General features: G+C 70.6%; 17 protein-coding genes, 1 tRNA gene and 3 rRNA genes. 5 read left to right on the top strand and 16 right to left on the bottom strand.

Annotated features, from left to right (window positions below; translation table 11 throughout):
• Positions 1–90: 90 nt before the first annotated feature.
• The 5 genes from ettA to KPL57_RS40120 all read right to left on the bottom strand — a co-directional run bounded on the left by ettA (position 91) and on the right by KPL57_RS40120 (position 8,558).
• Complete coding sequence (gene ettA, locus KPL57_RS40140; RefSeq protein ID WP_226355681.1) at positions 91–1,767, bottom strand: energy-dependent translational throttle protein EttA; 1,677 nt, start codon at positions 1,765–1,767, stop codon at positions 91–93.
• Positions 1,768–1,791: 24 nt separating this feature from the next.
• Positions 1,792–2,334, bottom strand: a complete 543-nt coding sequence (locus tag KPL57_RS40135; RefSeq protein WP_226355680.1) for a single-stranded DNA-binding protein — start codon at positions 2,332–2,334, stop codon at positions 1,792–1,794.
• A 1,022-nt stretch (positions 2,335–3,356) separates the two neighbouring features.
• Positions 3,357–3,473, bottom strand: a 5S ribosomal RNA gene (gene rrf, locus KPL57_RS40130).
• A gap of 139 nt (positions 3,474–3,612) precedes the next feature.
• A 23S ribosomal RNA gene (locus KPL57_RS40125) occupies positions 3,613–6,712 on the bottom strand.
• 326 nt (positions 6,713–7,038) lie between these two features.
• Positions 7,039–8,558, bottom strand: a 16S ribosomal RNA gene (locus tag KPL57_RS40120).
• Together the 16S, 23S and 5S rRNA genes form the textbook arrangement of a ribosomal RNA operon.
• A gap of 735 nt (positions 8,559–9,293) precedes the next feature.
• On the opposite strand from KPL57_RS40120, the gene KPL57_RS40115 reads away from it, so the two are divergent.
• Entirely contained in the window at positions 9,294–9,917 is a 624-nt protein-coding gene (locus KPL57_RS40115; protein WP_226355679.1) for a methyltransferase domain-containing protein, read from the top strand.
• 3 nt (positions 9,918–9,920) lie between these two features.
• Here the strand turns inward: KPL57_RS40115 and KPL57_RS40110 are convergent, their stop codons facing one another.
• Entirely contained in the window at positions 9,921–10,724 is an 804-nt protein-coding gene (locus tag KPL57_RS40110; RefSeq protein ID WP_226355678.1) for a PP2C family serine/threonine-protein phosphatase, read from the bottom strand.
• Positions 10,725–10,915: 191 nt separating this feature from the next.
• Here KPL57_RS40110 and KPL57_RS40105 point away from each other — a divergent pair.
• Positions 10,916–10,989, top strand: a tRNA-Arg gene (locus KPL57_RS40105).
• A 66-nt stretch (positions 10,990–11,055) separates the two neighbouring features.
• Here the strand turns inward: KPL57_RS40105 and KPL57_RS40100 are convergent.
• The 3 genes from KPL57_RS40100 to KPL57_RS40090 are packed head-to-tail and all read right to left on the bottom strand — an operon-like array spanning position 11,056 to position 13,307.
• On the bottom strand, positions 11,056–11,877 hold the full coding sequence (locus tag KPL57_RS40100; RefSeq protein WP_226355677.1) for a family 1 encapsulin nanocompartment shell protein: 822 nt from the start codon (positions 11,875–11,877) through the stop codon (positions 11,056–11,058).
• A gap of 2 nt (positions 11,878–11,879) precedes the next feature.
• Positions 11,880–12,452, bottom strand: coding sequence for a hemerythrin domain-containing protein (locus KPL57_RS40095; protein WP_226355676.1), 573 nt, complete (start codon positions 12,450–12,452; stop codon positions 11,880–11,882).
• A gap of 9 nt (positions 12,453–12,461) precedes the next feature.
• Positions 12,462–13,307 carry a serine/threonine-protein kinase gene (locus KPL57_RS40090; RefSeq protein WP_226355675.1) on the bottom strand — a complete coding sequence of 282 codons (846 nt, stop codon included), beginning with the start codon at positions 13,305–13,307 and terminating at the stop codon, positions 12,462–12,464.
• Positions 13,308–13,668: 361 nt separating this feature from the next.
• Between KPL57_RS40090 and KPL57_RS40085 the strand changes: the two genes are divergently transcribed.
• The gene (locus KPL57_RS40085; protein WP_226355674.1) at positions 13,669–14,481 is read left to right on the top strand and encodes an LmeA family phospholipid-binding protein; all 813 of its coding nucleotides are present in this window, start codon (positions 13,669–13,671) and stop codon (positions 14,479–14,481) included.
• A gap of 251 nt (positions 14,482–14,732) precedes the next feature.
• Here the strand turns inward: KPL57_RS40085 and KPL57_RS40080 are convergent, their stop codons facing one another.
• Both KPL57_RS40080 and KPL57_RS40075 read right to left on the bottom strand, forming a co-directional pair.
• Positions 14,733–16,232 carry an FAD-dependent oxidoreductase gene (locus tag KPL57_RS40080; RefSeq protein ID WP_226355673.1) on the bottom strand — a complete coding sequence of 500 codons (1,500 nt, stop codon included), beginning with the start codon at positions 16,230–16,232 and terminating at the stop codon, positions 14,733–14,735.
• A gap of 13 nt (positions 16,233–16,245) precedes the next feature.
• Positions 16,246–17,190, bottom strand: a complete 945-nt coding sequence (locus tag KPL57_RS40075; RefSeq protein ID WP_226355672.1) for a diiron oxygenase — start codon at positions 17,188–17,190, stop codon at positions 16,246–16,248.
• 187 nt (positions 17,191–17,377) lie between these two features.
• Between KPL57_RS40075 and KPL57_RS40070 the strand changes: the two genes are divergently transcribed.
• On the top strand, positions 17,378–18,199 hold the full coding sequence (locus KPL57_RS40070; protein ID WP_226355671.1) for a collagen binding domain-containing protein: 822 nt from the start codon (positions 17,378–17,380) through the stop codon (positions 18,197–18,199).
• Complete coding sequence (locus KPL57_RS40065) at positions 18,192–18,995, top strand: YceI family protein (protein ID WP_226355670.1); 804 nt, start codon at positions 18,192–18,194, stop codon at positions 18,993–18,995. Before KPL57_RS40070 ends, KPL57_RS40065 begins: the two co-directional genes overlap by 8 nt.
• Before the next feature lie 99 nt (positions 18,996–19,094).
• Here KPL57_RS40065 and KPL57_RS40060 read toward each other — a convergent pair whose 3' ends face one another.
• The 5 genes from KPL57_RS40060 to KPL57_RS40040 are packed head-to-tail and all read right to left on the bottom strand — an operon-like array spanning position 19,095 to position 24,976.
• A complete protein-coding gene (locus KPL57_RS40060; RefSeq protein ID WP_226355669.1) occupies positions 19,095–19,424 on the bottom strand; it encodes a hypothetical protein in 330 nt (109 codons plus the stop codon).
• 38 nt (positions 19,425–19,462) lie between these two features.
• Complete coding sequence (locus KPL57_RS40055) at positions 19,463–20,758, bottom strand: YeeE/YedE family protein (RefSeq protein WP_226355668.1); 1,296 nt, start codon at positions 20,756–20,758, stop codon at positions 19,463–19,465.
• 26 nt (positions 20,759–20,784) lie between these two features.
• Positions 20,785–22,794, bottom strand: coding sequence for a hypothetical protein (locus KPL57_RS40050; protein WP_226355667.1), 2,010 nt, complete (start codon positions 22,792–22,794; stop codon positions 20,785–20,787).
• A 2-nt stretch (positions 22,795–22,796) separates the two neighbouring features.
• Positions 22,797–24,629: a selenium-binding family protein gene (locus KPL57_RS40045; protein ID WP_226355666.1), complete on the bottom strand. Its 1,833-nt coding sequence runs from the start codon at positions 24,627–24,629 to the stop codon at positions 22,797–22,799.
• A complete protein-coding gene (locus tag KPL57_RS40040) occupies positions 24,626–24,976 on the bottom strand; it encodes a hypothetical protein (RefSeq protein ID WP_062400879.1) in 351 nt (116 codons plus the stop codon). Before KPL57_RS40040 ends, KPL57_RS40045 begins: the two co-directional genes overlap by 4 nt.
• Between the last annotated feature and the right edge of the window lie 104 nt (positions 24,977–25,080).

The raw sequence follows: 25,080 nt of genomic DNA, 5'->3' as shown, positions 1-25,080 counted from the left end.
GTGACACCACCGTCCGGACCTCCCGAGGGAGCCGGTCACCCGTCGCCGGGGCCGGCCCGACCGGATGGGGAGGTCCGGACCGGGCGGTGATCAGTCGCGGGTGAGCTTACGGTGGGTGACCCGGTGCGGTCGCGCCGCCTCCGCGCCGAGGCGCTCCACCTTGTTCTTCTCGTAGGCCTCGAAGTTGCCCTCGAACCAGAACCACTCGGCCGGGTTCTCGTCCGTGCCCTCCCACGCCAGGATGTGCGTGCAGGTCCGGTCTAGGAACCAGCGGTCGTGGGAGATGACCACGGCGCAGCCGGGGAACTGCTCGAGCGCGTTCTCCAGCGAACCGAGGGTCTCGACGTCCAGGTCGTTCGTCGGCTCGTCGAGCAGGATCAGGTTGCCGCCCTGCTTGAGCGTCAGCGCCAGGTTGAGGCGGTTGCGCTCACCACCGGACAGGACCCCGGCCGGCTTCTGCTGGTCCGGGCCCTTGAAGCCGAACGCCGCGACGTAGGCGCGCGACGGCATCTCGGTGTTGCCGACCTGGATGTAGTCGAGCCCGTCGGAGACCACCTCGAAGACGGTCTTCTTCGGGTCGATCCCGCCGCGGTTCTGGTCGACGTACGACAGCTTGACCGTGTCGCCGATCTTGACCTCGCCGGAGTCCGGGTGCTCCAGACCGACGATCGTCTTGAACAGCGTCGTCTTACCGACACCGTTCGGACCGATCACGCCGACGATGCCGTTGCGCGGCAGCGTGAAGGAGAGGTCCTTGATCAGCTGGCGGCCGTCGAAGCCCTTGTCGAGGTGCGAGACCTCGACGACCTGGCTGCCCAGGCGCGGGCCCGGCGGGATCTGGATCTCCTCGAAGTCGAGCTTCTTGTGCCGCTCGGCCTCGGTCGCCATCTCCTCGTAGCGGTCGAGCCGCGAGCGGCTCTTCGCCTGGCGGGCCTTCGGGTTGGAGCGGACCCAGGCCAGCTCCTCCTTCAGGCGCTTCTGGAGCTTCTGGTCCTTCTTGCCCTGGACGGCGAGGCGCTCGCCCTTCTTCTCCAGGTAGGTGGAGTAGTTGCCCTCGTAGGGGAAGGTGCGTCCGCGGTCGAGCTCGAGGATCCAGCCCGCGACGTTGTCCAGGAAGTACCGGTCGTGGGTGACCGCGAGGACGGCGCCCGGGTAGCTCGCGAGGAACTGCTCGAGCCACAGGACGCTCTCGGCGTCGAGGTGGTTGGTGGGCTCGTCGAGCAGGAGCAGATCGGGCTGGGACAGCAGAAGCTTGCACAGCGCGACGCGCCGGCGCTCACCACCGGAGAGGTGGGTGACCTCGGCGTCCCCGGGCGGGCAACGCAGTGCGTCCATCGCCTGCTCGAGCTGGGAGTCGATCTCCCACGCGTCGGCGTGGTCGAGCTCCTCCTGGAGCTGGCCCATCTCCTCCATCAGCTCGTCGGTGTAGTTGGTCGCCATCTCCTCGGCGATCGCGTTGTACCGGTCGAGCTTGACCTTCACGTCGCCGAGGCCCTCCTCGACGTTCCCGAGGACGGTCTTCTCCTCGTTGAGCGGGGGCTCCTGCTGGAGGATGCCGACCGTCGCCCCGGGCTTGAGGAAGGCGTCGCCGTTGTTCGCGTTCTCCAGCCCTGCCATGATCTTGAGGACGGTCGACTTCCCGGCGCCGTTGGGGCCCACGACGCCGATCTTCGCCCCCGGCAGGAAGCTGATCGACGCGTTCTCCAGGATGACCTTGTCGCCGTGCGCCTTACGCACGTTCCGCATCGTGTAAATCAGATCCGCCACGATGCGATGGTAGATCGGGCCCGCTCAGCCGCTCGAGGCCGGTGCGGTCGCCAGCCTCGCGAGCTCGTCGAGCTCCGCACTCTCGACCTCGTCCGGGGCGTCGTCGTACCCGTCGTGGTCCGGCTCTTCGGTGGGCGGGGTGCCCCATCGCATGGCGGCGTCGTCGGTGCCCCGGGCCTGCGGCACCGACGGCCCCTGTGACACCGACGGCCGGGGCGCGACGGCCGCCGGGGAGAAGCGGATGTCGAGCCCGACGCTGGACGGCTCGATCCGGATGCTCTGCCGCACGTCGCCCTCCCGGCCCGTCCACTCCTCGACGTACATCCGGCCGATGACGATGACGCGGTGCCCCTTCTCGAACGTCCGCACCGCGTGCTCGGCCAGGGTCCGCCAGCACGTCACCGTGTAGTAGGTGCACGCGACGTCGTGCCACTGCTCGGTCATCGGGTCCTTGCGACGGTGGTTGACCGCGACCGTCAGGTCCGTGACCGGGATGCTGTTCGCGGTGTAGCGCAGGACGGGGGTGCGGGTCAGGTTGCCGACGATGGTGGCGGTGTTGTCGCTCATCGGATCCTCCGAGGCTCTGGGGTGCGTTGTCCCCATGAGCTTCACCCGCCCACGCCCCGTCGACGGGGTCACGTCAGAGCCTGTGGACAACCGTGCCCGTTGGGGATGACCGGCCGTCCCGACCCGCTTCGGCCACGACGACTGTCGGTCCGGTGTGCTTCCCCCCACCCGGACATGTCCATCCCCGTAGCCGGCATCCCGGGGCGGTGACACCGCGGCCGCACGGATCCCGCCGTCACGTCATCTATCCCCTGCCGACCGGAGACACGGGCCCTGGGGACCCCGCCGCCTGATCGGAGCGGACACCATCGCCCGCCCGACGCCTCCTGCTCCCTCTCGCACCGGACGCGGACTCTCGATCGCACAGCATCGAGCCTCCGACGCTCAGCGGCGTGCCCCGACACGATTCGTCGCAGGCCGCCGACCGTGGACGTCACGGACGCGGGCGGCGGCCGCCCCGGTGGCGGAGCCGTGTGGCCGCCACGAGCCGCGCACCGCACCCGACGGACGTGCCCGGCATCGGCCGACGGGCCCCGCGGCGCACACAGCGCTCTCCGGGCCACCCTGTGCCGCCTCGCACAGCGTTCGTCGACCTCGCACGCTCTGCGACTGAGAGCAGACGGCACGACCCCGCTCGTCGCCACCGTGTCCGCTCTCGCCAGCGGAGGAGCTCCCTCGGCGGAACGAGTCACCGATACCGCGCTCCTACAACGGAGCCTTCGCGCACGCCGCACCGGGCACCGCACGTCGCACACGTTCCTGCGACCTCGCAGCCCCTGCAGAGGGTGTGAGGTCGCAGGAAAGCGTGCGAGGTGCGCCGGCCCACCGGTGGTGCGGGACCGGGTGCGACTCCACGAGGGAGCACGCGCCTCGACCCCCGGCCCCGGAGGACCCCGTGCCAGGGCCGGGAACGGATGCACCGATCCCGCCCCGGACCGGCATAACGCATCGGAGCGAAAAAGGGTCCGGAAATGAGAAATGCCCCGGACTCGAAAGTCCGGGGCAGATCCCATGAAGTTGAATGTCGGCGACGACCTACTCTCCCACACCCTGGCGAGTGCAGTACCATCGGCGCTGGAAGGCTTAGCTACCGGGTTCGGAATGGGACCGGGCGTTTCCCTACCGCAATGACCACCGACAACACTATCCAACTATCACCCCACCCCCAAAAACCTAGGGGCAGGGGTCGAGCACACACACCACCCCACACCCCCGGGATTAACCGGGGATGTGGATGGTTGTGGACTCAGGGTCACACAGTGGATGCGAACAACTCGTTGTGGCAAGCCCTCGGCCTATTAGTACCGGTCAACTCCACCCCTCACAGGGCTTCCATCTCCGGCCTATCAACCCAGTCATCTACTGGGAGCCTTACCCACTCGAAGGTGGTGGGAGACCTCATCTTGGAACAGGCTTCCCGCTTAGATGCCTTCAGCGGTTATCCCTCCCGAACATAGCCAACCAGCCGTGCCCCTGGCGGGACAACTGGCACACCAGAGGTTCGTCCGTCCCGGTCCTCTCGTACTAGGGACAGCCTTCCTCAAGTCTCCAACGCGCGCGGCGGATAGGGACCGAACTGTCTCACGACGTTCTAAACCCAGCTCGCGTACCGCTTTAATGGGCGAACAGCCCAACCCTTGGGACCTACTCCAGCCCCAGGATGCGACGAGCCGACATCGAGGTGCCAAACCATGCCGTCGATATGGACTCTTGGGCAAGATCAGCCTGTTATCCCCGGGGTACCTTTTATCCGTTGAGCGACACCCCTTCCACAAGGTGGTGCCGGATCACTAGTCCCGACTTTCGTCCCTGCTCGACCCGTCAGTCTCACAGTCAAGCTCCCTTGTGCACTTACACTCAACACCTGATTGCCAACCAGGCTGAGGGAACCTTTGGGCGCCTCCGTTACTCTTTGGGAGGCAACCGCCCCAGTTAAACTACCCACCAGGCACTGTCCCTGAACCAGATCATGGCCCGAGGTTAAGACACCCAATTCGACCAGAGTGGTATTTCAACAACGACTCCACCACCACTGGCGTGGCGATTTCACAGTCTCCCACCTATCCTACACAAGCCGAACCGAGCACCAATACCAAGCTATAGTAAAGGTCCCGGGGTCTTTCCGTCCTGCCGCGCGTAACGAGCATCTTTACTCGTAGTGCAATTTCGCCGAGTCTGTGGTCGAGACAGCGCCCAAGTCGTTACGCCATTCGTGCAGGTCGGAACTTACCCGACAAGGAATTTCGCTACCTTAGGATGGTTATAGTTACCACCGCCGTTTACTGGCGCTTAAATTCTCCGCTTCGCCCCGAAGAGCTAACAGGTCCTCTTAACGTTCCAGCACCGGGCAGGCGTCAGTCCGTATACATCGTCTTGCGACTTCGCACGGACCTGTGTTTTTAGTAAACAGTCGCTTGGGCCTGGTCTCTGCGACCGGCCGTCCCTAGCCCGCAAGGAGCCTCAAGACAACCGGCCCTCCTTCTCCCGAAGTTACGGAGGTATTTTGCCGAATTCCTTAACCACAGTTCGCTCGATCGCCTCGGTATTCTCTACCTGACCACCTGTGTCGGTTTGGGGTACGGGCCGCAACAGCACTCGCTAGAGGCTTTTCTCGACAGCATGGGATCACCCTCTTCGCCTCAATCGGCTACGCATCACCTCTCACCCTTTGATGAGCCCCGGATTTACCTAGGACTCGGGCTACAGGCTTACACCACGACAACCACCGCGTGGCGGAGCTACCCTCCTGCGTCACCCCATCACTTGCCTACTACCAGATCGGATCCCACGCTCCCCCACAAACACAACTCCCGAAGGAGCCGAGGTGGGTTCGGATGGTTAGCATCACCGGCCTTGGCATGGACGCACTATCACGAGCACGGGAATATCAACCCGTTGTCCATCGACTACGCCTGACGGCCTCGCCTTAGGTCCCGGCTCACCCTGGGCGGAACAACCTGGCCCAGGAACCCTTGGTCATCCGGCGGCAGAGATTCTCACTCTGCATTCGCTACTCATGCCTGCATTCTCACTCCCACACCCTCCACCCGTAAATCACTCCCGGGCTTCACCAGATGCAGGACGCTCCCCTACCCAACAACACCTAAAGATGTCATTGCCACGGCTTCGGCGGTGCGCTTGAGCCCCGCTACATTGTCGGCGCAGGACCACTTGACCAGTGAGCTATTACGCACTCTTTCAAGGGTGGCTGCTTCTAAGCCAACCTCCTGGTTGTCCGGGCGATCCCACATCCTTTCCCACTTAGCGCACGCTTAGGGGCCTTAGCCGGTGATCTGGGCTGTTTCCCTCTCGACCACGAAGCTTATCCCCCGCAGTCTCACTGCCGCGCTCTCACTCACCGGCATTCGGAGTTTGGCTGACTTCGGTAAGCTTGTCGGCCCCCTAGGCCATCCAGTGCTCTACCTCCGGTGAGAAACACACGACGCTGCACCTAAATGCATTTCGGGGAGAACCAGCTATCACGAAGTTTGATTGGCCTTTCACCCCTACCCACAGCTCATCCCCCAGGTTTTCAACCCTGGTGGGTTCGGGCCTCCACGACGTCTTACCGACGCTTCACCCTGGCCATGGGTAGATCACTCCGCTTCGGGTCTACACCCCGCGACTACAGCGCCCTATTCGGACTCGCTTTCGCTACGGCTACCCCACACAGGTTAACCTCGCCACGAAGCATAACTCGCAGGCTCATTCTTCAAAAGGCACGCCATCACCCTGTACCACGAAAGCACTGCAGGCTCTGACGGCTTGTAAGCACACGGTTTCAGGTACTATTTCACTCCCCTCCCGGGGTACTTTTCACCTTTCCCTCACGGTACTTGTCCGCTATCGGTCATCAGGTAGTATTTAGGCTTGACGGGTGGTCCCGCCAGATTCACAGCGAATTTCACGGGCTCGCTGCTACTCGAGAACACGCCCACAACAGAACCCAGTGTTTTCGCGTACGGGGCTATCACCCACTACGGCCGACCATCCCAGAGTCGTTCCGCTAACACAGGCTCTTGCTGTCCCATCCTCGGCAGAAGATGAACGACACGTCTCACAACCCCGCACCCGCAACGCCTGCCGGCTTGACACGGACACGGTTTAGCCTCTTCCGCTTTCGCTCGCCACTACTCACGGAATCACTATTGTTTTCTCTTCCTGTGGGTACTGAGATGTTTCACTTCCCCACGTTCCCTCCACGCACCCTATGAATTCAGGTACGGGTAACGCCCCATGACGGGCGCTGGGTTTCCCCATTCGGACACCCTCGGATCACAGCTCGGTTGACAGCTCCCCGAGGCCTATCGCGGCCTCCCACGTCCTTCATCGGCTCCTGATGCCCAGGCATCCACCATGTGCTCTTAACAACTTGACCACAACAAGATGCTCGCATCCACTATGCAACACTCAACCCACAACCACACCCAACCAAGAAACAACCACCACCCACACACAAGCAGGCGTTAGGAAGCCCCCGACCAGAGCGGCCAAAGAAGAACCACCGTTCCGAAGAACCGCAGATGTCTTCTCAGGACCCAACAGTGTGCCAAGCCAAACGGTCCGACGTGCTGCGTTCCACCCAACGCACCCAACCCACGAACAGGGCTGCTGATGCGATTCAATGAAGGAACCACAGACACCCAACAGAGCAAAACCCTTATGAGCACTCGTGGTGCCCCATCACATGATGGGACTCCTTAGAAAGGAGGTGATCCAGCCGCACCTTCCGGTACGGCTACCTTGTTACGACTTCGTCCCAATCGCCAGTCCCACCTTCGACAGCTCCCTCCACAAGGGTTGGGCCGCCGGCTTCGGGTGTTACCAACTTTCGTGACGTGACGGGCGGTGTGTACAAGGCCCGGGAACGTATTCACCGCAGCGTTGCTGATCTGCGATTACTAGCGACTCCAACTTCACGGGGTCGAGTTGCAGACCCCGATCCGAACTGAGACTCACTTTAAGGGATTCGCTCCACCTCACGGTCTCGCAGCCCTCTGTATGAGCCATTGTAGCATGTGTGAAGCCCTGGACATAAGGGGCATGATGACTTGACGTCATCCCCACCTTCCTCCGAGTTGACCCCGGCAGTCTCCCATGAGTCCCCACCATTACGTGCTGGCAACATGGAACAAGGGTTGCGCTCGTTGCGGGACTTAACCCAACATCTCACGACACGAGCTGACGACAGCCATGCACCACCTGCACACCAACCACAAGGGAAGCCCTATCTCTAGGGATGTCTGGTGCATGTCAAACCCAGGTAAGGTTCTTCGCGTTGCATCGAATTAATCCACATGCTCCGCCGCTTGTGCGGGCCCCCGTCAATTCCTTTGAGTTTTAGCCTTGCGGCCGTACTCCCCAGGCGGGGCGCTTAATGCGTTAGCTGCGGCACAGAAACCGTGGAATGGTCCCCACACCTAGCGCCCAACGTTTACGGCGTGGACTACCAGGGTATCTAATCCTGTTCGCTCCCCACGCTTTCGCTCCTCAGCGTCAGTATCGGCCCAGAGACCCGCCTTCGCCACCGGTGTTCCTCCTGATATCTGCGCATTTCACCGCTACACCAGGAATTCCAGTCTCCCCTGCCGAACTCAAGTGATGCCCGTATCGACCGCACGCTCAGAGTTAAGCCCCAAGTTTTCACGGCCGACGCGACACACCGCCTACGAGCTCTTTACGCCCAATAATTCCGGACAACGCTCGCACCCTACGTGTTACCGCGGCTGCTGGCACGTAGTTGGCCGGTGCTTCTTCTCCAGGTACCGTCAATTGCTCTTCGTCCCTGGCGAAAGAGGTTTACAACCCGAAGGCCGTCATCCCCCACGCGGCGTCGCTGCGTCAGGCTTCCGCCCATTGCGCAATATTCCCCACTGCTGCCTCCCGTAGGAGTCTGGGCCGTGTCTCAGTCCCAGTGTGGCCGGTCGCCCTCTCAGGCCGGCTACCCGTCACCGCCTTGGTAGGCCATCACCCCACCAACAAGCTGATAGGCCGCGGGCCCATCCCCCACCGAAAAAACTTTCCACCACCAACCATGCGATCAGTGGTCCTATCCGGTATTAGACCCAGTTTCCCAGGCTTATCCCAGAGTGGAGGGCAGGTCACCCACGTGTTACTCACCCGTTCGCCGCTCGTGTACCCCCGAAAGGGCCTTACCGCTCGACTTGCATGTGTTAAGCACGCCGCCAGCGTTCGTCCTGAGCCAGGATCAAACTCTCCAACAAAACCCTGACTTACAACAAACAACTGGCCACAACACCCGACGGGATCGAATGCTGCAACCAAACAAACAATTTGGCACAAAACGCCAAACCGAATAAATAGCTCGACACACTGTTGAGTTCTCAAAAGACACCCGCACCGCAATCACCCAACCCCCCGAGAAGGAAGCGGGATCCTGAAGACGGATCGCCTTGACCCACAAAGGTAACCACACCGAGAAACTCGGAGAACCACCGGGGGTCGCTGTCCGCGGGGCCTGTTGACCGAGCCTCTCAGGGCCCGTTCTGTCCGGCTCACTCGCTGACAGGAAGAAAGTTACGGCATGGCATTCGGGCACGTCAAACCGGGGTCGGAAACCCGGGCTGACCTGGGCAAACCCGTCTCCGGGCCGCACAGCACCACGGTCGAGCCCGACCCTGTCGAGCGACGAACGGTCGCCCTGACAAGCTCACTCCGGATACTGGTTGACCAGCGCCGATCGCGCAAGTGGAAGCTCGCGACGGGGGCCGGAACCAGCGCTCCACCCGTCGTTCGTCCCGCGCCCTCCTGCCCGCCAACTAATTTCAAGATTTTTTTCGACCGTCCGTCGTGGCGTCCGGTCGCGACGAGCGGTCGGCAGGCGGGAGCTCGTCCTCGACGGGGACCGGCCGGGGCGGGTGATCACGATCGTCGTCCGCGGGTGGCCGTTCGTCGTGGTGCCCCGTGGGAGCCGTCCGTCGGCACGCGAGACTCGGCGCGTGCAGCCCGACGGAGACGTCCTCCCGCCCGTCCTGCACCGGCTGCGTGCCGGAGCGGAGCTCACCGCAGCGGCCTGGTGCCGAACCCCGGGTGCGACGAGTCGGGTCCGGGCGACCGTCGTCGCCGGGCGGCTGGTGGTGGAGGCGGGGAACAGTGAGCCCCTGTGGATCACGGCGTCGCCCGTGGCGCTCCCGCTGCGGACGCGGTCGGTGGACCGGGTCGCCGTCCCGATGCTGCTCCCCCACCTATGGGACATCGACGGTCTGTTCGCGGAGCTGCGGCGGGTACTCGCCCCGCACGGCCTCATCTCGGTCCTGGTGCCGGCGCCCCGGTCGTTCGGCTGGGGTGGGGGCGCGCTGAGGAAGGCGGTGCGTGACGCGTGGCGGCACCGGTCGGCCGTCGAACACCCGGAGTGGCTCGCGGCCGCCGCGGACTTCGCCGTACTCGCCGACGACCGTCTCGACTTCACCCTCGACGGGGTCGAACCATCGGACGGGGCGGACGAGCTGTGCGCGGCCGGCGTCTACCCGCCCGATCTGCCGGAGCGGGCCCGGGCGGACCTCGCGGCGCACCGTTCGGCGGTCCGCACGGTGCGGCTGCGCCGGGTGGTGGCCCGGCGCTGAGGGTCAGTCCGCGGTGGCGATCTCGGCGACGGCCCCGGCGATCCGCAGGTCCTGACCCGGGCCGTCGACGTCGTCGATCTCCACGACGTCGGCGACGATCGCGGTGATGTTGTCGGGCCCGCCGCCCTCGTTGGCGAGTGCGATGAGCTGGGTGACGACCTGGTCCGGCTCGGCGCCGGAGGCGAGCTCGCGGTGCAGGGCCTCGTCGTCGAGCACCGCGGTGACACCGTCCGAGCAGAGCAGGTAGCGGTCCCCGGCGAGGATGTCGACACGGTCGAGGTCCGGGTCCGGCGCGTGGTCGGTGCTCAGCGCACGCATCAGGACGGAGCGGCGCGGGTGGTGCGCCGCCTCCTCGAGGGTGATCTGGCCCTGGTCGACGAGCTGCTGGACCATCGTGTGGTCGTGGGTGAGACGGCTCAGCTCGCCGCCCCGCAGCAGGTAGATGCGCGAGTCCCCGATGTGGGCGAGCGCGAGCTGGTCACCGGTGAGGAGGAGCGAGACGACCGTCGTGCCCATCCCCCGCATCTCCGGCTCGTCCGCGGCGCGCCGGGCGAGCCGGTCCGTGGCGTCGTTGAGCGCCTCGGTCAGCTCGGCGGCGAGGTCGATGTCGGTGAGGTCCTGCGGGAGGCGGGCCTCCAGCTCGGTGAACACCGACACCGTCGTCGCACTCGCGATCTCGCCGTGGGCGTGACCGCCCATCCCGTCGGCCACGATCAGCAGTCGGCCGGTCGTCGCTCCGGAGTCCTGGTTCGACGTCCGGCGACGGCCCACATCCGACCCGAGCGCGGATCGCAGTCCCAGCACCATGGGGACAGTATGGACGTCACGGTCCGTCAGCGTCGCAGGCGAGGCCCGTTCGGCGTGTGCTTCAACCGGTCGGATGGCACTCCGCCCAGCACACGGGCCGGATCGGTGGTTCCTGACGGCGGTGCCGCGGCCGTGATCGCTTGCCCTCCTCGCTACGGTGGGAGCGCACCGGACGAGGTCCGGGGCGGCCGGCCCTCGTAGCTCAGCTGGATAGAGCAAGAGCCTTCTAATCTCTAGGTCGCAGGTTCGAGTCCTGCCGGGGGCACACTTTCCGCACACGACCGTGCCCCGCCGGATCACGACGGGGCACGGCCGGTGGCGGGTCCGCGGGTCAGCGCAGGCGCACGCTCGCGTCCGGCTCGACGGCGCGGAAGGTGAAGCTCTCCTCCAGGTAGAGGTGCACCTCGCGGGCGTCGTGGTCGGAGTAGCCGATCGCCAGGTCCTGGCCGACGTCGAGCAGGAAGTCCCCGCCGCGCTGGCTGACGACCACGGCACCGTCGAGGCCGTGGGCGCGCAGGATCTGCCCGCCGAGGATGCGGCTCAGGTGCTCGAACAGCGGGTAGCCGCCGTGCTCGGCGGTCTCCACGATGCGGGTGTAGCCCTCGGGCGCGATCGCCATCGCGTAGGGGCCCTCGATGCCGTTGCGGCGCAGCTGGTCCACCGCGCGGGCGACGGCGCCGGGGTAGGTCTCGGGGTTGTCGCCCAGGGCCACGGTGTCGTAGGGCGAGACGTCCGCGATTCCCTCGAAGCCGGCCTCCGGCCAGCCGTGGAAGATCGCGCGGTTCTCGATCGCGGCGGCCGCACGGGCGGCGCGGGCGAGGTCGTCGAACTCCGGGTCCTGCGCGCCGCGCTGCAGGTCGTCGATCTCGTCGCGGGACACCGTGAACGGGACCCGGAACTCGGCGAGCGGCTGCACCCGGCGCAGGCGGGCCGTGATGCCGTCGACGGCGACGCCCGGCGGCGGCCCGTCGAGCCGCTGCGAGCGACCGAGGTCGACCGACGACGTCTGCCAGCCCGCGGTCCCGGTCCAGTCCGCGAGGCGGCGCCCGGCCAGGAGCGGGGTCAGGCGCTCACGCGCCTCGTCGTCGACGGCCTTCCAGGCGGTCGTGGGGATGGGTGCCTTCTCCCGCAGGAGGTGGTCGTGCACGGCCATGTCTACTTCCCCTTCAGACTGCCGATGCCGAGCCCGTCACGGGTCGGGTCGGACGGGTCGATCTCGGCCTGGACCTCCTCGACGTAGCCCTCGGGGTCCTTGTCGGAGTTGTCGAGGCCCGCGGTGGTGGGGTGGGCGTCGAGGAACTCGGCGAACTGCCGGCCGAGCGACTCGCGCAGGCCGGTGGTGGCGTTCAGGCGGAAGTTGGCGAGGCCCTCGTTCTCCTCCTCGCCCATGTGCTCGTCGTTGGCGCGGCGGGCGGCCCACACCCCCTCCCACCACTGGCCGCTGCCGACCGGGCTGCGCTCGGCCTGCGCGACGCCGTCGCGGATCTCGTTGTGGTCCCCGATGGCGTCGAGCGTCTCGTCCTCCGGGTCCTCCCCGTGCGCGAGGAGCTGCGGGTAGAAGATCTTCTCCTCGGCGAGGGCGTGCACGTCGAGGCGCGCGGCGAGCGGCTCCCAGAGGCCGGCGAGCTCACGGGGATCGGAGTCGCGGGCCTGGAGCTCGTCCAGCGCGGCGAACTGTCGACGGAACCAGGCGTGGTCGTCGAGGATCAAGGTGGTGATGTCCGGCACCCGCGCAGGCTACGACGGTCCGGGGCCGCCGTCTCGCCGAAGATCCGGCGGTCGTCGGGGGTGCCGGAGGCGGAGGGCGAGGTCGGCGGCGGCCGGCCGCTCCTCCGGGTGCCGGCGGGTCGCGTCGGACAGCGTCCGCCGCAGCCGGGCCGGCAGCTCCTCCGGGACGCGCGGTGGCCGGTGCAGCCGGGCGACGGCGGACTCCACCGTGGTCCCCGGGTACTCCCGTTCCCCGGTGAGCGCCTCGAGCAGGACAAGGCCGAGTGCGTGCACGTCCGCGGCGGGCCCGACGGTCTCACCGGCGACCTGCTCGGGCGCGAGGTAGGCCGCGGTGCCCAGGACGGCGTCGGTCCGGGTCAGCACGGAGTGGCCCAGCACGCGGGCGATGCCGAAGTCGGTGAGCCGCGCCCGGCCGGTGTCGGAACAGAGCAGGATGTTGGCGGGCTTCACGTCGCGGTGCACCACCCCACGGGCGTGCAGGTGCGCGAGACCCGACGCGATGTCGGCGCCGATCCCGACGACCCGCTCGACCGGCAGCGGGCCACGGGCCAGCCGGGCCGCGAGTGTCTTCCCTTCGACGAGCTCGGACACCAGGAAGGGGCGGCCGCGGTCGACTCCCCCGCCCAGCAGCCGCACCAGGCCCGGGTGGTCCAGGTGCGCCATGGTCCGCAGCTCGCGGCACTGCCGGTCCACGCCACCGGCGTCGCAGCGGTCGAGGAACAGCTTGACCGCGACCACCCGGTCCTCGTGCGGGTCCCACGCCCGGTACACCGTCGCCGTCGACCCGATACCGACATGGGTCGCCAGGATGTAGCGGCCGGCGATCACGTCGGTCTCCGGGACCGGAGAACGCATCACTGCCATGACAGACGGTGCCGTCGACACCTGTGCACGTGTCCAGACCGGAGCCCGTCGATCACTCTCACGGGCACCCGTAAACAACCCGATGAGGCCATTCCCGGGACCCGGAAGGCTTTGCGGGACAGCGGCAGGACGACGGTCTCCCAGCGCTCCGCCGGTGCGGCCCGCCGTCCGCGACCGGGCGACCGGGGACGGCGGGCGGTGCCGGTGCGCCGGAGCCGCGCGACCGCCCTCGCGCCACCGGCCGACGACGCCGGGCGGGTCGTCGCACACCCCGGCCGCGGCCGGGCGGGTCGCCGCCGGGCCTGCGACGCTCGGACCGACCCATCCACCGTCCGAGGGAGCCCGCAGCGCCATGGCAGTCGAGACGACGGCCGGGGTCTCCGCGGCGTCGGCCCTGCTGGACGCGGGGACGGCGCCCGGCTCGGCGCTGCTGCTGCGCGCGCTGCTGGAGGCCGCGCGGCTGCGCTACGTCGGACGCCCGACGACGCTGTGTTCCCGGGGGTCGGAGGTACGGCTGGTGCCGACGGCCGTCGCGTCGTCGGGGCTCGGTGCCCGGGCGCTGACGACCGGGCGGTTCGCCACGGTCACTCTGGCCGCGCGCGACGTCGTCCGGCCCGGCCTCGCGCTGCGCGGGCTCACCGTGACCGCCGCGGACGTGCGGTTGCGCCCCGGCCTCACCCCGGAGCTGGTGGCCGGTCCGGTGGAGATCGAGGCCGAGCTCGACCCGGACTGGGTCGCCGGGCGCCTTCGGGAGCACGTACCGCAGGTCGAGGTGGGTGTCGACGCCGACGGCGTCGCCCGGGCCCGGCTGCGTCGCCGGCCCGGGCTCGGAGCCGCCGACCTCGCGGTGTCGGTGGACGGGCACACCCTGTCCTGGAAGGTCACCGGTCTGACCGTCGCCGGGCGCTGGATGGGGCCACCCCGGTCGGCGGAAACCCGTCGCTCGGTGCGGGCGATGGTCGACCGCAGCCCGCTGGCGGCGATCCGCTCGGGCCGGGTCGAGCTGCCCGGGCTGCCCGGTGCGCTGCGGCTGCACGGGCTCGATCTGGCCCCCGGTCGGATCCTGGTGCGCGGCGGCCTCGACGGGTGGCGCCGCACCGTCCCGCTCGCGCGGATCGACGACGTGCTGCGCGGCGCGCTGTCCCTGCTGGACCTGAGCCGCTGACCCGGGACGGCCGCCCGGCTGCCCGTAGGCACCCGCGAGCCCGTGCCCGGCCGGGGTGCCCGTGGCCGCCCGGTTGCCCGTGTCCGATCAGCCGTCCGACCGGCCGTGACCGCCCGGCTGCCTGTGCCCGGCCGGCCCGTACCCGTCCCGCCGGCCGGGCCGCCCGGTGCCCGGCCGTCGATCAGCACCTGAGCGTCGTCGTCCGGCGGCGGGACAGCGCTGAGGTACTGATCGACGGGCGAGGTGGGCGGTCAGCTGCGGCGGAGCCGCCGGGTGAGGGCGCCCAGGCGCGAGGCCGGGCGGCGCGACGGGAGCCTGCCGGCGACGGCGTCGTCGAGCAGGGACCCGACGGTCTCGGCCGCGCAGGTGCGGTTGGTGCCGATCCCGCCGGACGGGCCCCGCTTGATCCAGCCGACGACGTAGTGGCCGGGACGGCCCTCGACGCGGCCCGCGTCGTGCGGGACGACGCCGCGGTCGTCGTCGAAGGGCAGGCCGGCGACCGGGCGGCCGCGGTGCCCGACGGCGCGCACGACCAGGTCGGCCGGGATGTCGGTCCCGTCGGCGGTGTGCACCCCGCGGGCCCGGGTGGTGCCGTCGACCCGTTCGGGCGCCGAGTGGAACCGGAACACCACCCGCGGGCGCTCCGCGGGCACCGACCAGTCGATCTTCTCCCGGCGGGCGCCGCGCAGCAGCGCGTGCGACGGGGACGCCGCGGGGCCGTCGAGGGACTCCGCGATGCGGGGGTCGTGCTCGTCGACCACGACCTCGACCGTGCTGCGGCCCAGCAGCTCGCGCAGCTCCGGCGCGGTCGCGGCGACCGCCTCCGGGCCACGGCGGGCGAGCAGCACGACCTCGGTGATCGCACCGGTGCGCAGGGCGGCCAGCGCGGCGGGGTCGATCGGGGTGCCCTCCAGGTCCGCGGCGGGCGCGGTGAGGACCCGGGCGACGTCGATCGCGACGTTGCCGGTGCCGACCACGACGACCCGCTCCACCGCGGTGTCGACGGCGTCACGTGGCACGTCGGGGTGGCCGTTATACCAGCCCACGACGGTGTCGGCGGCGATGCTGCCGGGCAGCCCCTCCCCCGGCAGGCCCAGGTCACGCGGCGCGGGCGCGCCGACGGCCCAGACCACGGCGTCGTGCCGGGCGGCCAGCTCCTCGGCCGAGACGTCCCGGCCGACCTCGGTGCCCAGCCGCATCCGCACCCGCGGGTGGGCGCGGAACCGGGCGAAGGACTCCCCGATCCCCTTCGTCGACGGGTGGTCGGGCGCGACCCCGAACCGCACCAGCCCGCCCGCGACGTCGAGCCGGTCGTAGAGCGTGACCGTCGACGAGGTGTGCAGCAGCAGGTCCTGGGCGGCGTACATCCCGGCGGGCCCGGTCCCGACGACGGCGACGTCGAGCGGGGCCATGTCCGCGGGCAGCGACCGTGTGAACGTCAGCGGGTACCAGTCGTGGAACAGCGGGGAGTCGCCCTCCAGCTTCCCGGCGACCGGCTTGCCCTCGTAGTAGTCCGCGTTGACCTCGGCGTACCCGGCGAGCGACGCGCTCAGCCTCTCCACCGGGAAGATCGCGTCGACCGGGCAGGCGTCGGCACACGCCCCGCAGTCGATGCACGCCCGCGGGTCGATGTAGAGCATGTCGGTCGTGGCGAAGTCCGCCTCGTCGGGCGTCGGGTGGATGCAGTTGACCGGGCAGGCCGCGACGCAGGACGCGTCGGTGCAGCAGGTCTGGGTGATCGCGAAGGGCACGGCCGGCTCCGGGTCAGATCAGGTTCGCGCGACGGTAGAAGTACAGCGCGGGCTTGGTCAGCAGGCCGCAGGATCCCAGGAACTCCATGAGCCCGGCGCAGGAGGAGCGCAGCAGCGCCTTGTGGTGCTCGTTGGCCGCCGCCTCGCGCAGGGCACGCCCGGTGTCGAGGCCGACGTTGGCGTAGACCTTCTCGTTCCACATGCTGGTGACGATGAAGTATGCGGCCATCGCGACGGCCAGCGCCTGCCAGTGACGACGGACGGGGCCGGCGCCGCGCAGGTTCTCCTTGGTCTCCTCGCGGGCGAACTTCATGTGCCGCGACTCCTCCACCACGTGGATGTTGGAGATGGTCCGCACGAACGGGGCGACCCGCTCGTCGCGCATCCAGTCGCGCTGCATGACGTCGAGGACCTCCTCGGCGACCAGGATGGAGGCGTAGGCGGCCTCGCCCCGCCAGGTGGCGGCGCAGAAGCGGCCGAGCGCGACCGTGGAGCGCTTCGGGACGTACGCGGGGGCCCCGAGCTTCGCCGAGCCGCGGGCGAACATGATCGAGTGCCGGCACTCGTCGGCGATCTCGGTCAGCGCCCACTGGAACGACGGGTCGGTCGGGTCCTTGGCGTAGAAGTCCCGCAGGACCAGCTGCTGCAGGATCATCTCGAACCAGATGCCGGTCGAGGCGACCGAGGCGGCCTCGTGGCGGGTCAGCTCCTTGCGCTTCGCCTCGGACAGCTCCGCCCAGTAGTCGGTGCCGTAGAGGCTGCTCCACTCCGGGCTCATGCCGTGGTCGTCGGGGTTCAGCGGGGTCTCCCAGTCGACCTGCGTGGCCGGGTCGAACGACAGCTCCGCGGACGAGCGCAGGAGACGCTCGGCCGTGTCGTGACGCTCGGCGGTGTGCCGGTCCGCTACGTGCCGGACGTCCCCGGCCTCGAGCCCGTGCTCCGGAACGGTGGCGGTCATGTCGACTCCTCGCAGACAACGACGTCAGATGCTGTAACCGCCGGTAACGTTACCACCGGTTACACGTGACGCAAGTCCCGGGACGCGGCACGGCACGATCACCGGCCGACGACACCGGTGCGGGTGACGCACCGTCCACCCGGGAGGGTTATCGTTGCGATACGCAACTAACCTGGGAGGTCGCGACGTGACACCGGAACGGGACGGACCTGCGGTCGTCGGCACCGTGCGGGGGCGCTCCGGCACCCCCGTGCCGGGCGCGACCGTCACCGTCACCGACCTCGACGGGCGCCAGCACGGGCGGGCCGTCAGCGGCGGCGACGGCACCTACGCCGTGGCCCTGACCACCGGCGGGACCTATCTGGTGGTGACCCGCACCGACGGTGCCGGGCCCGACGCCGGGCTGGTCGCCGTCGTCGCCTCCCCCGCGCGGCACGACGTGACCGTCGCCGGCGGCGGCACGGTGCGGGGCACGCTGACCGACGCCGCGGGCCGCCCGGTCGGGGGCGCCGCCGTCACGCTGATCGACACCGCGGGCGAGGTCGTCGCGCACACGCCGACCGACCCGGCGGGCCGGTTCCTGGCCGAGACCCCCGGCACCGGCCCGCACACCCTCACCGCGACCGCACCCGGGCACGGGCCGCTGGCCCGCACGGTCGACGCCGACCCGGCCGGCCCGCCGGTGGAGCTGCGGTTCCCGGCCCTGGCCGGGATCGCCGGCATCGCCCGCAGCGGCGACGGCCGCCCGGTGCCCGGGGCGCGGATCGTGATCGGCGACAGCGACGGGCGCACCGTCGCCGAGACCACCACGGGCCGGGACGGCAGCTACGAGCTGCACGGGCTCCCGCCCGGACGGCACGAGCTGACGGCGAGCGGCTGGGCGCCGGTCGTCGTCGCGGTGCAGGTGGCGCGCGGCGCGACCACACCGGTCGAGGTGCGCTTCGGCGCCCCGGACCCGACCGACGACCGGATCGGCGACCCGACGAGGACGGAGCAGGGACGTGGCTGAGCTCTACGGACGGCTGAGCACCCCCGACGGCTGGCCGGTGACCGGCGCGACGGTCACCGTCATGGACGCCACCGGCGTGCAGCGGGGCCGGGCGGCCAGCCGGGCCGACGGCGGGTTCGCGGTGACGGAGCTGGCGTCGGGGCCGCACACGGTCGTCGTCGCCGCGGCGGGGTACGAGCCGTCCGCGCGGGCGGTCTCCCTCGCCGGGGACGGCACCGACCTGGGCCGCGTCGAGCTCGCCCGGGCGGGCGGCGCGGTGCTGCCGACCCCGGGCCTGTGGCGGATCGACCCGCAGCACTCCAGCATCCGGGCCACCGCGCTGCACCTGGGCATGAGCCGCATCCACGGCAGGCTGCGCCGGTTCTCCGGCGACCTACGGGTGGCCGACCCGTTCGAGGCCAGCTCGGTGAGCGTGTCGATCGACGCGGGCTCGGTGGACTCCGACGACCCCGACCGCGACACCCACCTGCGGACCGCGGACTTCCTCGACGTCGACACCCACCCGGCCATCGGCTACGAGGGCGACGGCCTGACCCGCGTCGACGCCACCCGCTGGACGGTGCACGGGATGCTGGCGCTCAAGGGCGTCAAGGCACCCGTCGACCTGCACATGACCTACGGCGGCACCGGCCCCGACCTGTGGGGCGGCACCCGGGCGGCGTTCACCGCCACCACCGAGATCTCCCGCGACGAGTTCGCGATCGACTGGAACCAGTCGGTGCTGGCCGGGGTCCTGGCCGTCGGCCGGACGCTGCGGATCGACCTCGACGTGCAGGCCGTCCTGCAGGAGGACTGACCCACCCCCGGCGCACGGCCGCCCCGCCCGGACACGTGGTCCGGGCGGGGCGGCCGGCTCGGCCCGGGCGGCCCTGTGCACAGCGGCCCGGGGCGGGTCTCAGCTCAGGCCGTCCAGCACGCCGAACGCGGGCGCGGTCAGGTCGACCGGCTTGAGCAGGTCCTCGGGCAGCGGCGCGGCCGGGACGTCCCGGAGCAGGTACACCGCGGTGTTCCCGTCCTGCCGGTCGCCCGCGGACGGGGCCGGGTCGGCCGAGTCGGCGGGGTGGGCCTCGCCGTCGTAGTGCCAGACGGAGCCGTCGTAGTGCGCGCCGCCGTGGCGGCCCTCGTGGTGGCCCTCGTCGGCGTGCGCGAGGCCGCCGGCCAGGGTGGCCAGCGCCCCGGCGCCGGCGACGGCGGCCAGCGCGCGGACGGTGGTACGTGCGGTCATCGTGTGAACCTCTCTGGTGGGGGGAGCGTCCGGCCGGCTCAGCAGAGCGAGTCGGCCGGCTTGGGGTTGGTCAGGCCGAAGACCGGCCGCAGCCGCAGCCCGACCCAGGTGCCGCCGAGTGCGACGACGGCCCAGATCCAGCCGTGCAGGCTGAACGAGGCGATGCCGGAGAAGTAGGCACCGATGTTGCAGCCGCCCGCGAGGCGCGCGCCGTAGCCCATGGCGATGCCGCCGAGGACCGCGCCGAGGGCGAGCTTCCACGGGATCCGCTTGTGCAGCACGAACGCGCCGCCCACCGCGGAGGCCACCAGCGCGCCGATCATGATGCCGACGTCGAGGTTGGAGATGCGGTCGGCCAGCACCGGGGCGGCCAGCGACCGCGCGTTCGCCGGGACCTGCCAGTACGCCAGCCCCGCCATGTCGAACCCGACGGCCTGCAGCAGCTTCGAGCCCCACAGCGCGAACGCCGAGGTCACGCCCCACGGGGCGGCGGAGACGAACAGGACCGCCGCGTTGAGCACGGCGAGCACGACCGCGCCGACCCACATCGGCCACGAGCCGCGCAGGACCCGCGCGACGCCGCGCGCCGAGGGCGGGCGCTCGACCGGCGGCGGGGTCCGCCGGCGGGCGACCACCCAGGTGACCGCGGTGATCGCGGCCGTCACCAGCAGGGTGACGGCGACGGCGCCGGGGTAGCCGAGCAGCTGGGCCAGGTTGACGCTCGGCCCCTGCGGCACGGTCTGCGTCCAGAAGGTGTGGGTGAACACCGCGAACATCGAGCCGACGACGAACCCGAGCAGGGTCAGCACGATCGCGGACTGCCCGCTGCCGACGGCGAACAGCGTGCCCGAGGCGCACGACCCGCCGACCTGCATGCCGACGCCGAACAGGAACGCGCCGACGACAAGCCCGATGCCGATCGGGTTGGTGAACCCCTTCGGCTCGCCGGCGAGGGCGAACCCGGACGAGAGGATCACCGCGAACAGCACCGACGCCGTCGCCAGCATGACCATGTGCGCGCGGATCGCGGCGCCCTGCCCGACGGCGACGAGCTGACGCCAGCCGGAGGTGAAGCCGAACCGGGAGTGGAACAGGGTGAAGCCCAGGGCCAGGCCGAGCGCGGCGGTGCCGACCATCGTCGCCGGGGCCACCGTGCCCACCCCGACCAGGAACAGCAGGGCCAGGACCAGGCCGACGGCGACGACCCGCCACTGCGGCGGGGCGGCGGCGCGGTCCTGCGGGCCGAACGCGGTGCGCCCGCTGCCGGGCAGCTCGCGCAACGCGCGGGCCAGTGTCCCCGGCGACCGGCCGGGCGGGTCCTTCGTGATCGACACGGGAGTCTCCTCGTGGGTGGTGCTGGTCAGGGGGTGGGTCCGGCAGGGGCGCCGGTCCCGGGGTCGGTGTCCGCTCGCCCGGGCTCGGTCAGCGCGGAGCCGATCCGGACGATCGCGCCGCCCGGGAACCAGGCGGCCTCGTTGGGGGCGCCGTGGTGCCCGCCGCCGTCGTCGTCGGCGGTCATCGGCACGCTCACCGGGGCGGCACCGTACAGAGCCGGTGCCGGGTCGGTGTAGGCCTCTCCGGTCGTGGCCGCCCAGGCGCGCAGCCCCGACAGCGACGGGGCGGACCCCGGTGCGACGGCGGCGAGCGTCCGGACGTAGCGCTGCGGGACCTGTTCCTGCGGGCCGAAGTCCAGCGGGAGCAGGGTGCCCGGGCTCTGCCCGAGCACTCCCCCGGTCAGCAGCCACGGCGCGAGGTAGGTCCCGCCGAGCGCGGTCGGCGTGGTCTGCGCCGCGCGGGCGGTGTCGCGGACCGTCGTCGCGGCGTGCTGCCAGCCGGAGACGACGACCAGGGCGTCGTCCGGGCCGGGGGCCGGGCGCACCGGCAGCCCGGCGGCAGCGGCCGCGGTGCGGACGACGTCGGCGGCCGCCCGGGAGCGGGGCGACACGTCACCGGCGATCGCCAGACCCGGAGCCCCCTGGGAGGCGAGCGCGCGGACGGTGCCGCGCAGCGCCCGGGCGTCGGCCGGGTCGAGCCCCTCCGACGGGCACGGGCCGAGCACGGGGTCGCCCCCGGCCAGGATCCGCCCGACGGCGGCGGACAGGCACTCCGGCCCGTCGGCACCGCTCGCGCCGGCGGGCGCCGTCCGGTCGGTGCCGACGTCGACCGGCACCGCGCGGGCCAGTCCCCCGGCGGTGACGGTGATCGAGGTGGTGCCCTCGGGCAGGTCGACCAGCGCCCAGCCGCCCGGGGCGCCGGAGCGGGCCGTGAACGGCACGTCCCGGTCCCCGGTGCGGACGGCGTAGCCGGCGGGGGCACCGGTCTCCCCGTGCCCGGCGGGCATCGTGGCGTCCGGCCCGGTCACGGTGACCCCGGCGCCGGTGAGCTGCACGAGGTTGGGGCCGGGCCGCATCGGGGCGACGGCCAGGGTGAGCGGTCCGGTGCCGAGGTCGACCGAGCGCAGCAGGGCCTGTCCGGGGACGGCCGCGGGCGCCGGCGCCGGGAGGGCGGCGAGCAGCGTCGCCGCACCGACGGCGACGACCGCGGCCAGCGCGGCGGGGGTGCGGACGCGGTCGCGCACCTCGTCGGCGCGGACGCGGTGGCCCGCACGGCGGGTCAGCACGCTCTCGGCGAGCAGCAGGGCCGCGACCGCGGCCGGGGCCACGACCGTCACCAGCGCGGCGCGGCCGAAGCCGGTGCCGTGCACGTCGGTGAGCGAGAACGGCCCGGCGACGGCGAGCCGCACCGCGGCGAGCACGGCCCCCACCGTGCCCGCCGCGATGCCGAGCACGCGCACCCGGGCGGGCCGCGCGTCCTCGTCGGTGCGGGTGGTGACCAGGTGCACCGCCGCACCGGCGGCCAGGGACCCGGCGACGGCGTACCCGGCGTCGAGCGCGAACCACGGTGCGACGCCGGGGGTACCGGCGAGCTGGAGGACCAGCAGCGCGGTCACCGCGAGCGCGGGGACCACGGCGAGGACCGGGCGCGACCCGGCCAGCAGGGCCGGCACCGCGACCGTGGCCGCGAGCAGGAACAGGGTCCAGCCGGTCGGCCCGGCGCCGGACCGGGTCACCGCGGCAACCGCGGCGGAGACGGCGACGAGCGCCGCGACTCCCGCGACGACCCGCTCGGCGCGTCCGGGCGCGCCGGCCAGGACCCGGACCAGACCGGTTCCGGCCACCACGGCGAGCGCGGTGAGCAGGACCAGCCGCAGGGCCGTGTCCGCGAACGGCACGCCGTCCTGGGGTCCCCGGGCGAGGACCGCCGGGGCGGCCCCCGCCACTGCACGGAGCAGGGCGGGGGCGTCCCCGGCCGGGCCGGCGGGCACGAGCCCGCCGGCCGGCACGAGCGTCACGATCGACGAGGGGGACATCATCAGTCCTTGATGTCCTCGTCGGCCGCGACGAACAGCATCGAGTGCGGCTTGGCGTTGCCGAAGTCGCCGTGCGGCCAGTGCTGGCGGTTGAAGCTCAGGCACGTGTCGCCGGTGTCCTCGTCCTTGAACGTCTCGTCCAGGCTGAGCGTGCCGTCCTGGGCGATGTCCACCATGCAGACCCGGTGGTCGCCGTCGAGCCCGGTGCGGGCCACGAAGTAGTTCGCGGTCGCGAGGCGCTGGGGCTGGTCGGTGTGGTGGTAGTAGCCGTCGTCACCGCGCTCCAGGTTGTCCAGCGCGCCCCAGTGCGGGCCCGCGCCGGTCTGGTCCGGGTTGATGCCGACCGTGCCCTTGAGCGTCGGGCAGTCGCCCTCGGCGCCACCGGCGGTGGTCTCCTCGATGGTGTCGATCGAGCAGCCCGGGGTCGGGCCCGAGGCCAGCAGCTTCTCGATGTCGAGCGCGATGACGCCGCCCGCGGTGCCCTTGTCGTCCGGGCCCAGCGTGCCGGCCTTGCGGCCGATCGTGGCGTGGTACAGCGTCCGGTCGTCGGCGCTGGTCTGGATCCAGCCGCCGTTCGCGCTCGGGCCGCCGTTCTCGCCACCGACGCCCAGCTCGGGCGCGGAGGTCGCCAGGTCGAAGACCTCGCGCCACTCGGGGTTGTCGGCGGTGATGTCCGGCGTGTAGAAGATCGCGCCGCCCTGCATGGTCATCGCGAACGCGCCCTTGTGCTCCGGGCGGTTGGTGACCGTGGTCTCCATGACGGCGCGGTTCTCGTTGCGCAGCGGGTCGACGCCGTTGCTGCGCGGACCGGTCGGCAGGTACTGCACCGACTTGACCTTCGGCTTGTTCAGGTCGGAGATGTCCCAGGTCCGCACGGTGGGCCGGCGCAGGTACGGCGACGGGTTCTTCACCGGGTCGAGGATGATCGTCCGCGGCTCCGCGTAGTCACTGGTGACCATGGTGTTCAGGTCCTCGCGGACCTGGATGCCGTGCGGGTTCGCGCAGGTCGGGTTGCCCAGGGCCGGCATGTTGAGGCACTGGGTCGGGTCCTCGGGCGTCTCGGTCGCGGCCGGGGCCTCGACGAGGTTCTTCCCCTCCTGGTCGAACCGGACCACCGAGCCGGGAGAGCCCGCGAAGCCGTTGCCGGTGCGGACCTCGCCGTTGGTGTAGCGGCACGGACCCGGGGCGACGGGGCCGCCCATGTAGGTGCCGTAGGCGGTGCCGTCCTTCAGGACCCAGTAGGCGTCCGGCACCGAGCCGCAGAGCGTCTGCGACGGCAGCGAGATGCCGGACAGCTTGATCTCCGGCAGCGCCGCGACGTCGAAGACGTAGGTGGCCGCGGAGAACAGGCCGCCCGCGTAGATCTTGTCGCCCTTGCGCCACGAGTACTGCATGTGGTGCGGCTCGTTCTCCACGAGCGGGCCGACGGTCGCGGTGTTGACGACCTTGCCGTAGTCCGGGGTGCCCTTGGTGACGTCGACGACGGCCAAGAAGTCCGGGCCCGGCGCGGCGTCGCGGACCTTGTCGACCGGGTCGAGCAGCGACCCGGGCAGGTTGCGCACGTCGGCGACCGCGGTGTCGGCGACGTTCTCGTCACCGGCCCAGACCAGCGCGTACTCCTTCTTGGGCCCGTCGGCGGACTGCTGACGGGCCTCCGGCGTGAGATTGTTCTCGACCCAGTAGTTCTTGCCGTCGGCGCCGGTGACCTCGGACTTGACCTTGTCGATCGTTCCCTGGGCCGACGCGGGGATCGCGACGACCCCGGCGACGACGGCGGCGCTCGCGAGGGCGATGAGCCCCCGCCGCGCCCAGCGGGACCTCGGGAGCAGGCTCATTCGCCCGCCCCGCCGCTGAGGAAGGTCGGGGTGATCTGCTTCGGCGCCTTCGACACGACGTCGACCAGGCCGGCGGCGGGGACGCCCGCGGGGGCGAAGTCGCGCAGCTGCTGGATCGGCTGGTCGGAGTCGAACGCCTCGTAGGACGACTCGACCGGGGGCGCGGTCGGCGCCGGGTCGGGCTGGTCGTCGTTCGGGGCGCTGAGGATCGGTCCGAGGTCGGGGACCAGGTCCGGGGTGGCCGCCTGGGCCGCGCCGGACAGGCCGATCAGGGCGGTGCCGGCGAGAGCGGCGCCGCCGGCGATCAGCCGGGCCCGGGACGCGGACCGTGCGCGGTGCTGAGGCACGACGTGTCTCCTTCTTTCGTGACGGGGAGCGAGGTGGAGTCCGATGTGGACATCCGCCGAGCGGCGAGCCGGGGCGTCGTCCGTCGTGGACGGCGCCGCGGGGC

It is taken from the genome of Pseudonocardia sp. ICBG601, assembly GCF_020496245.1.
This window is presented reverse-complemented; position numbering and strand designations above follow the sequence as displayed.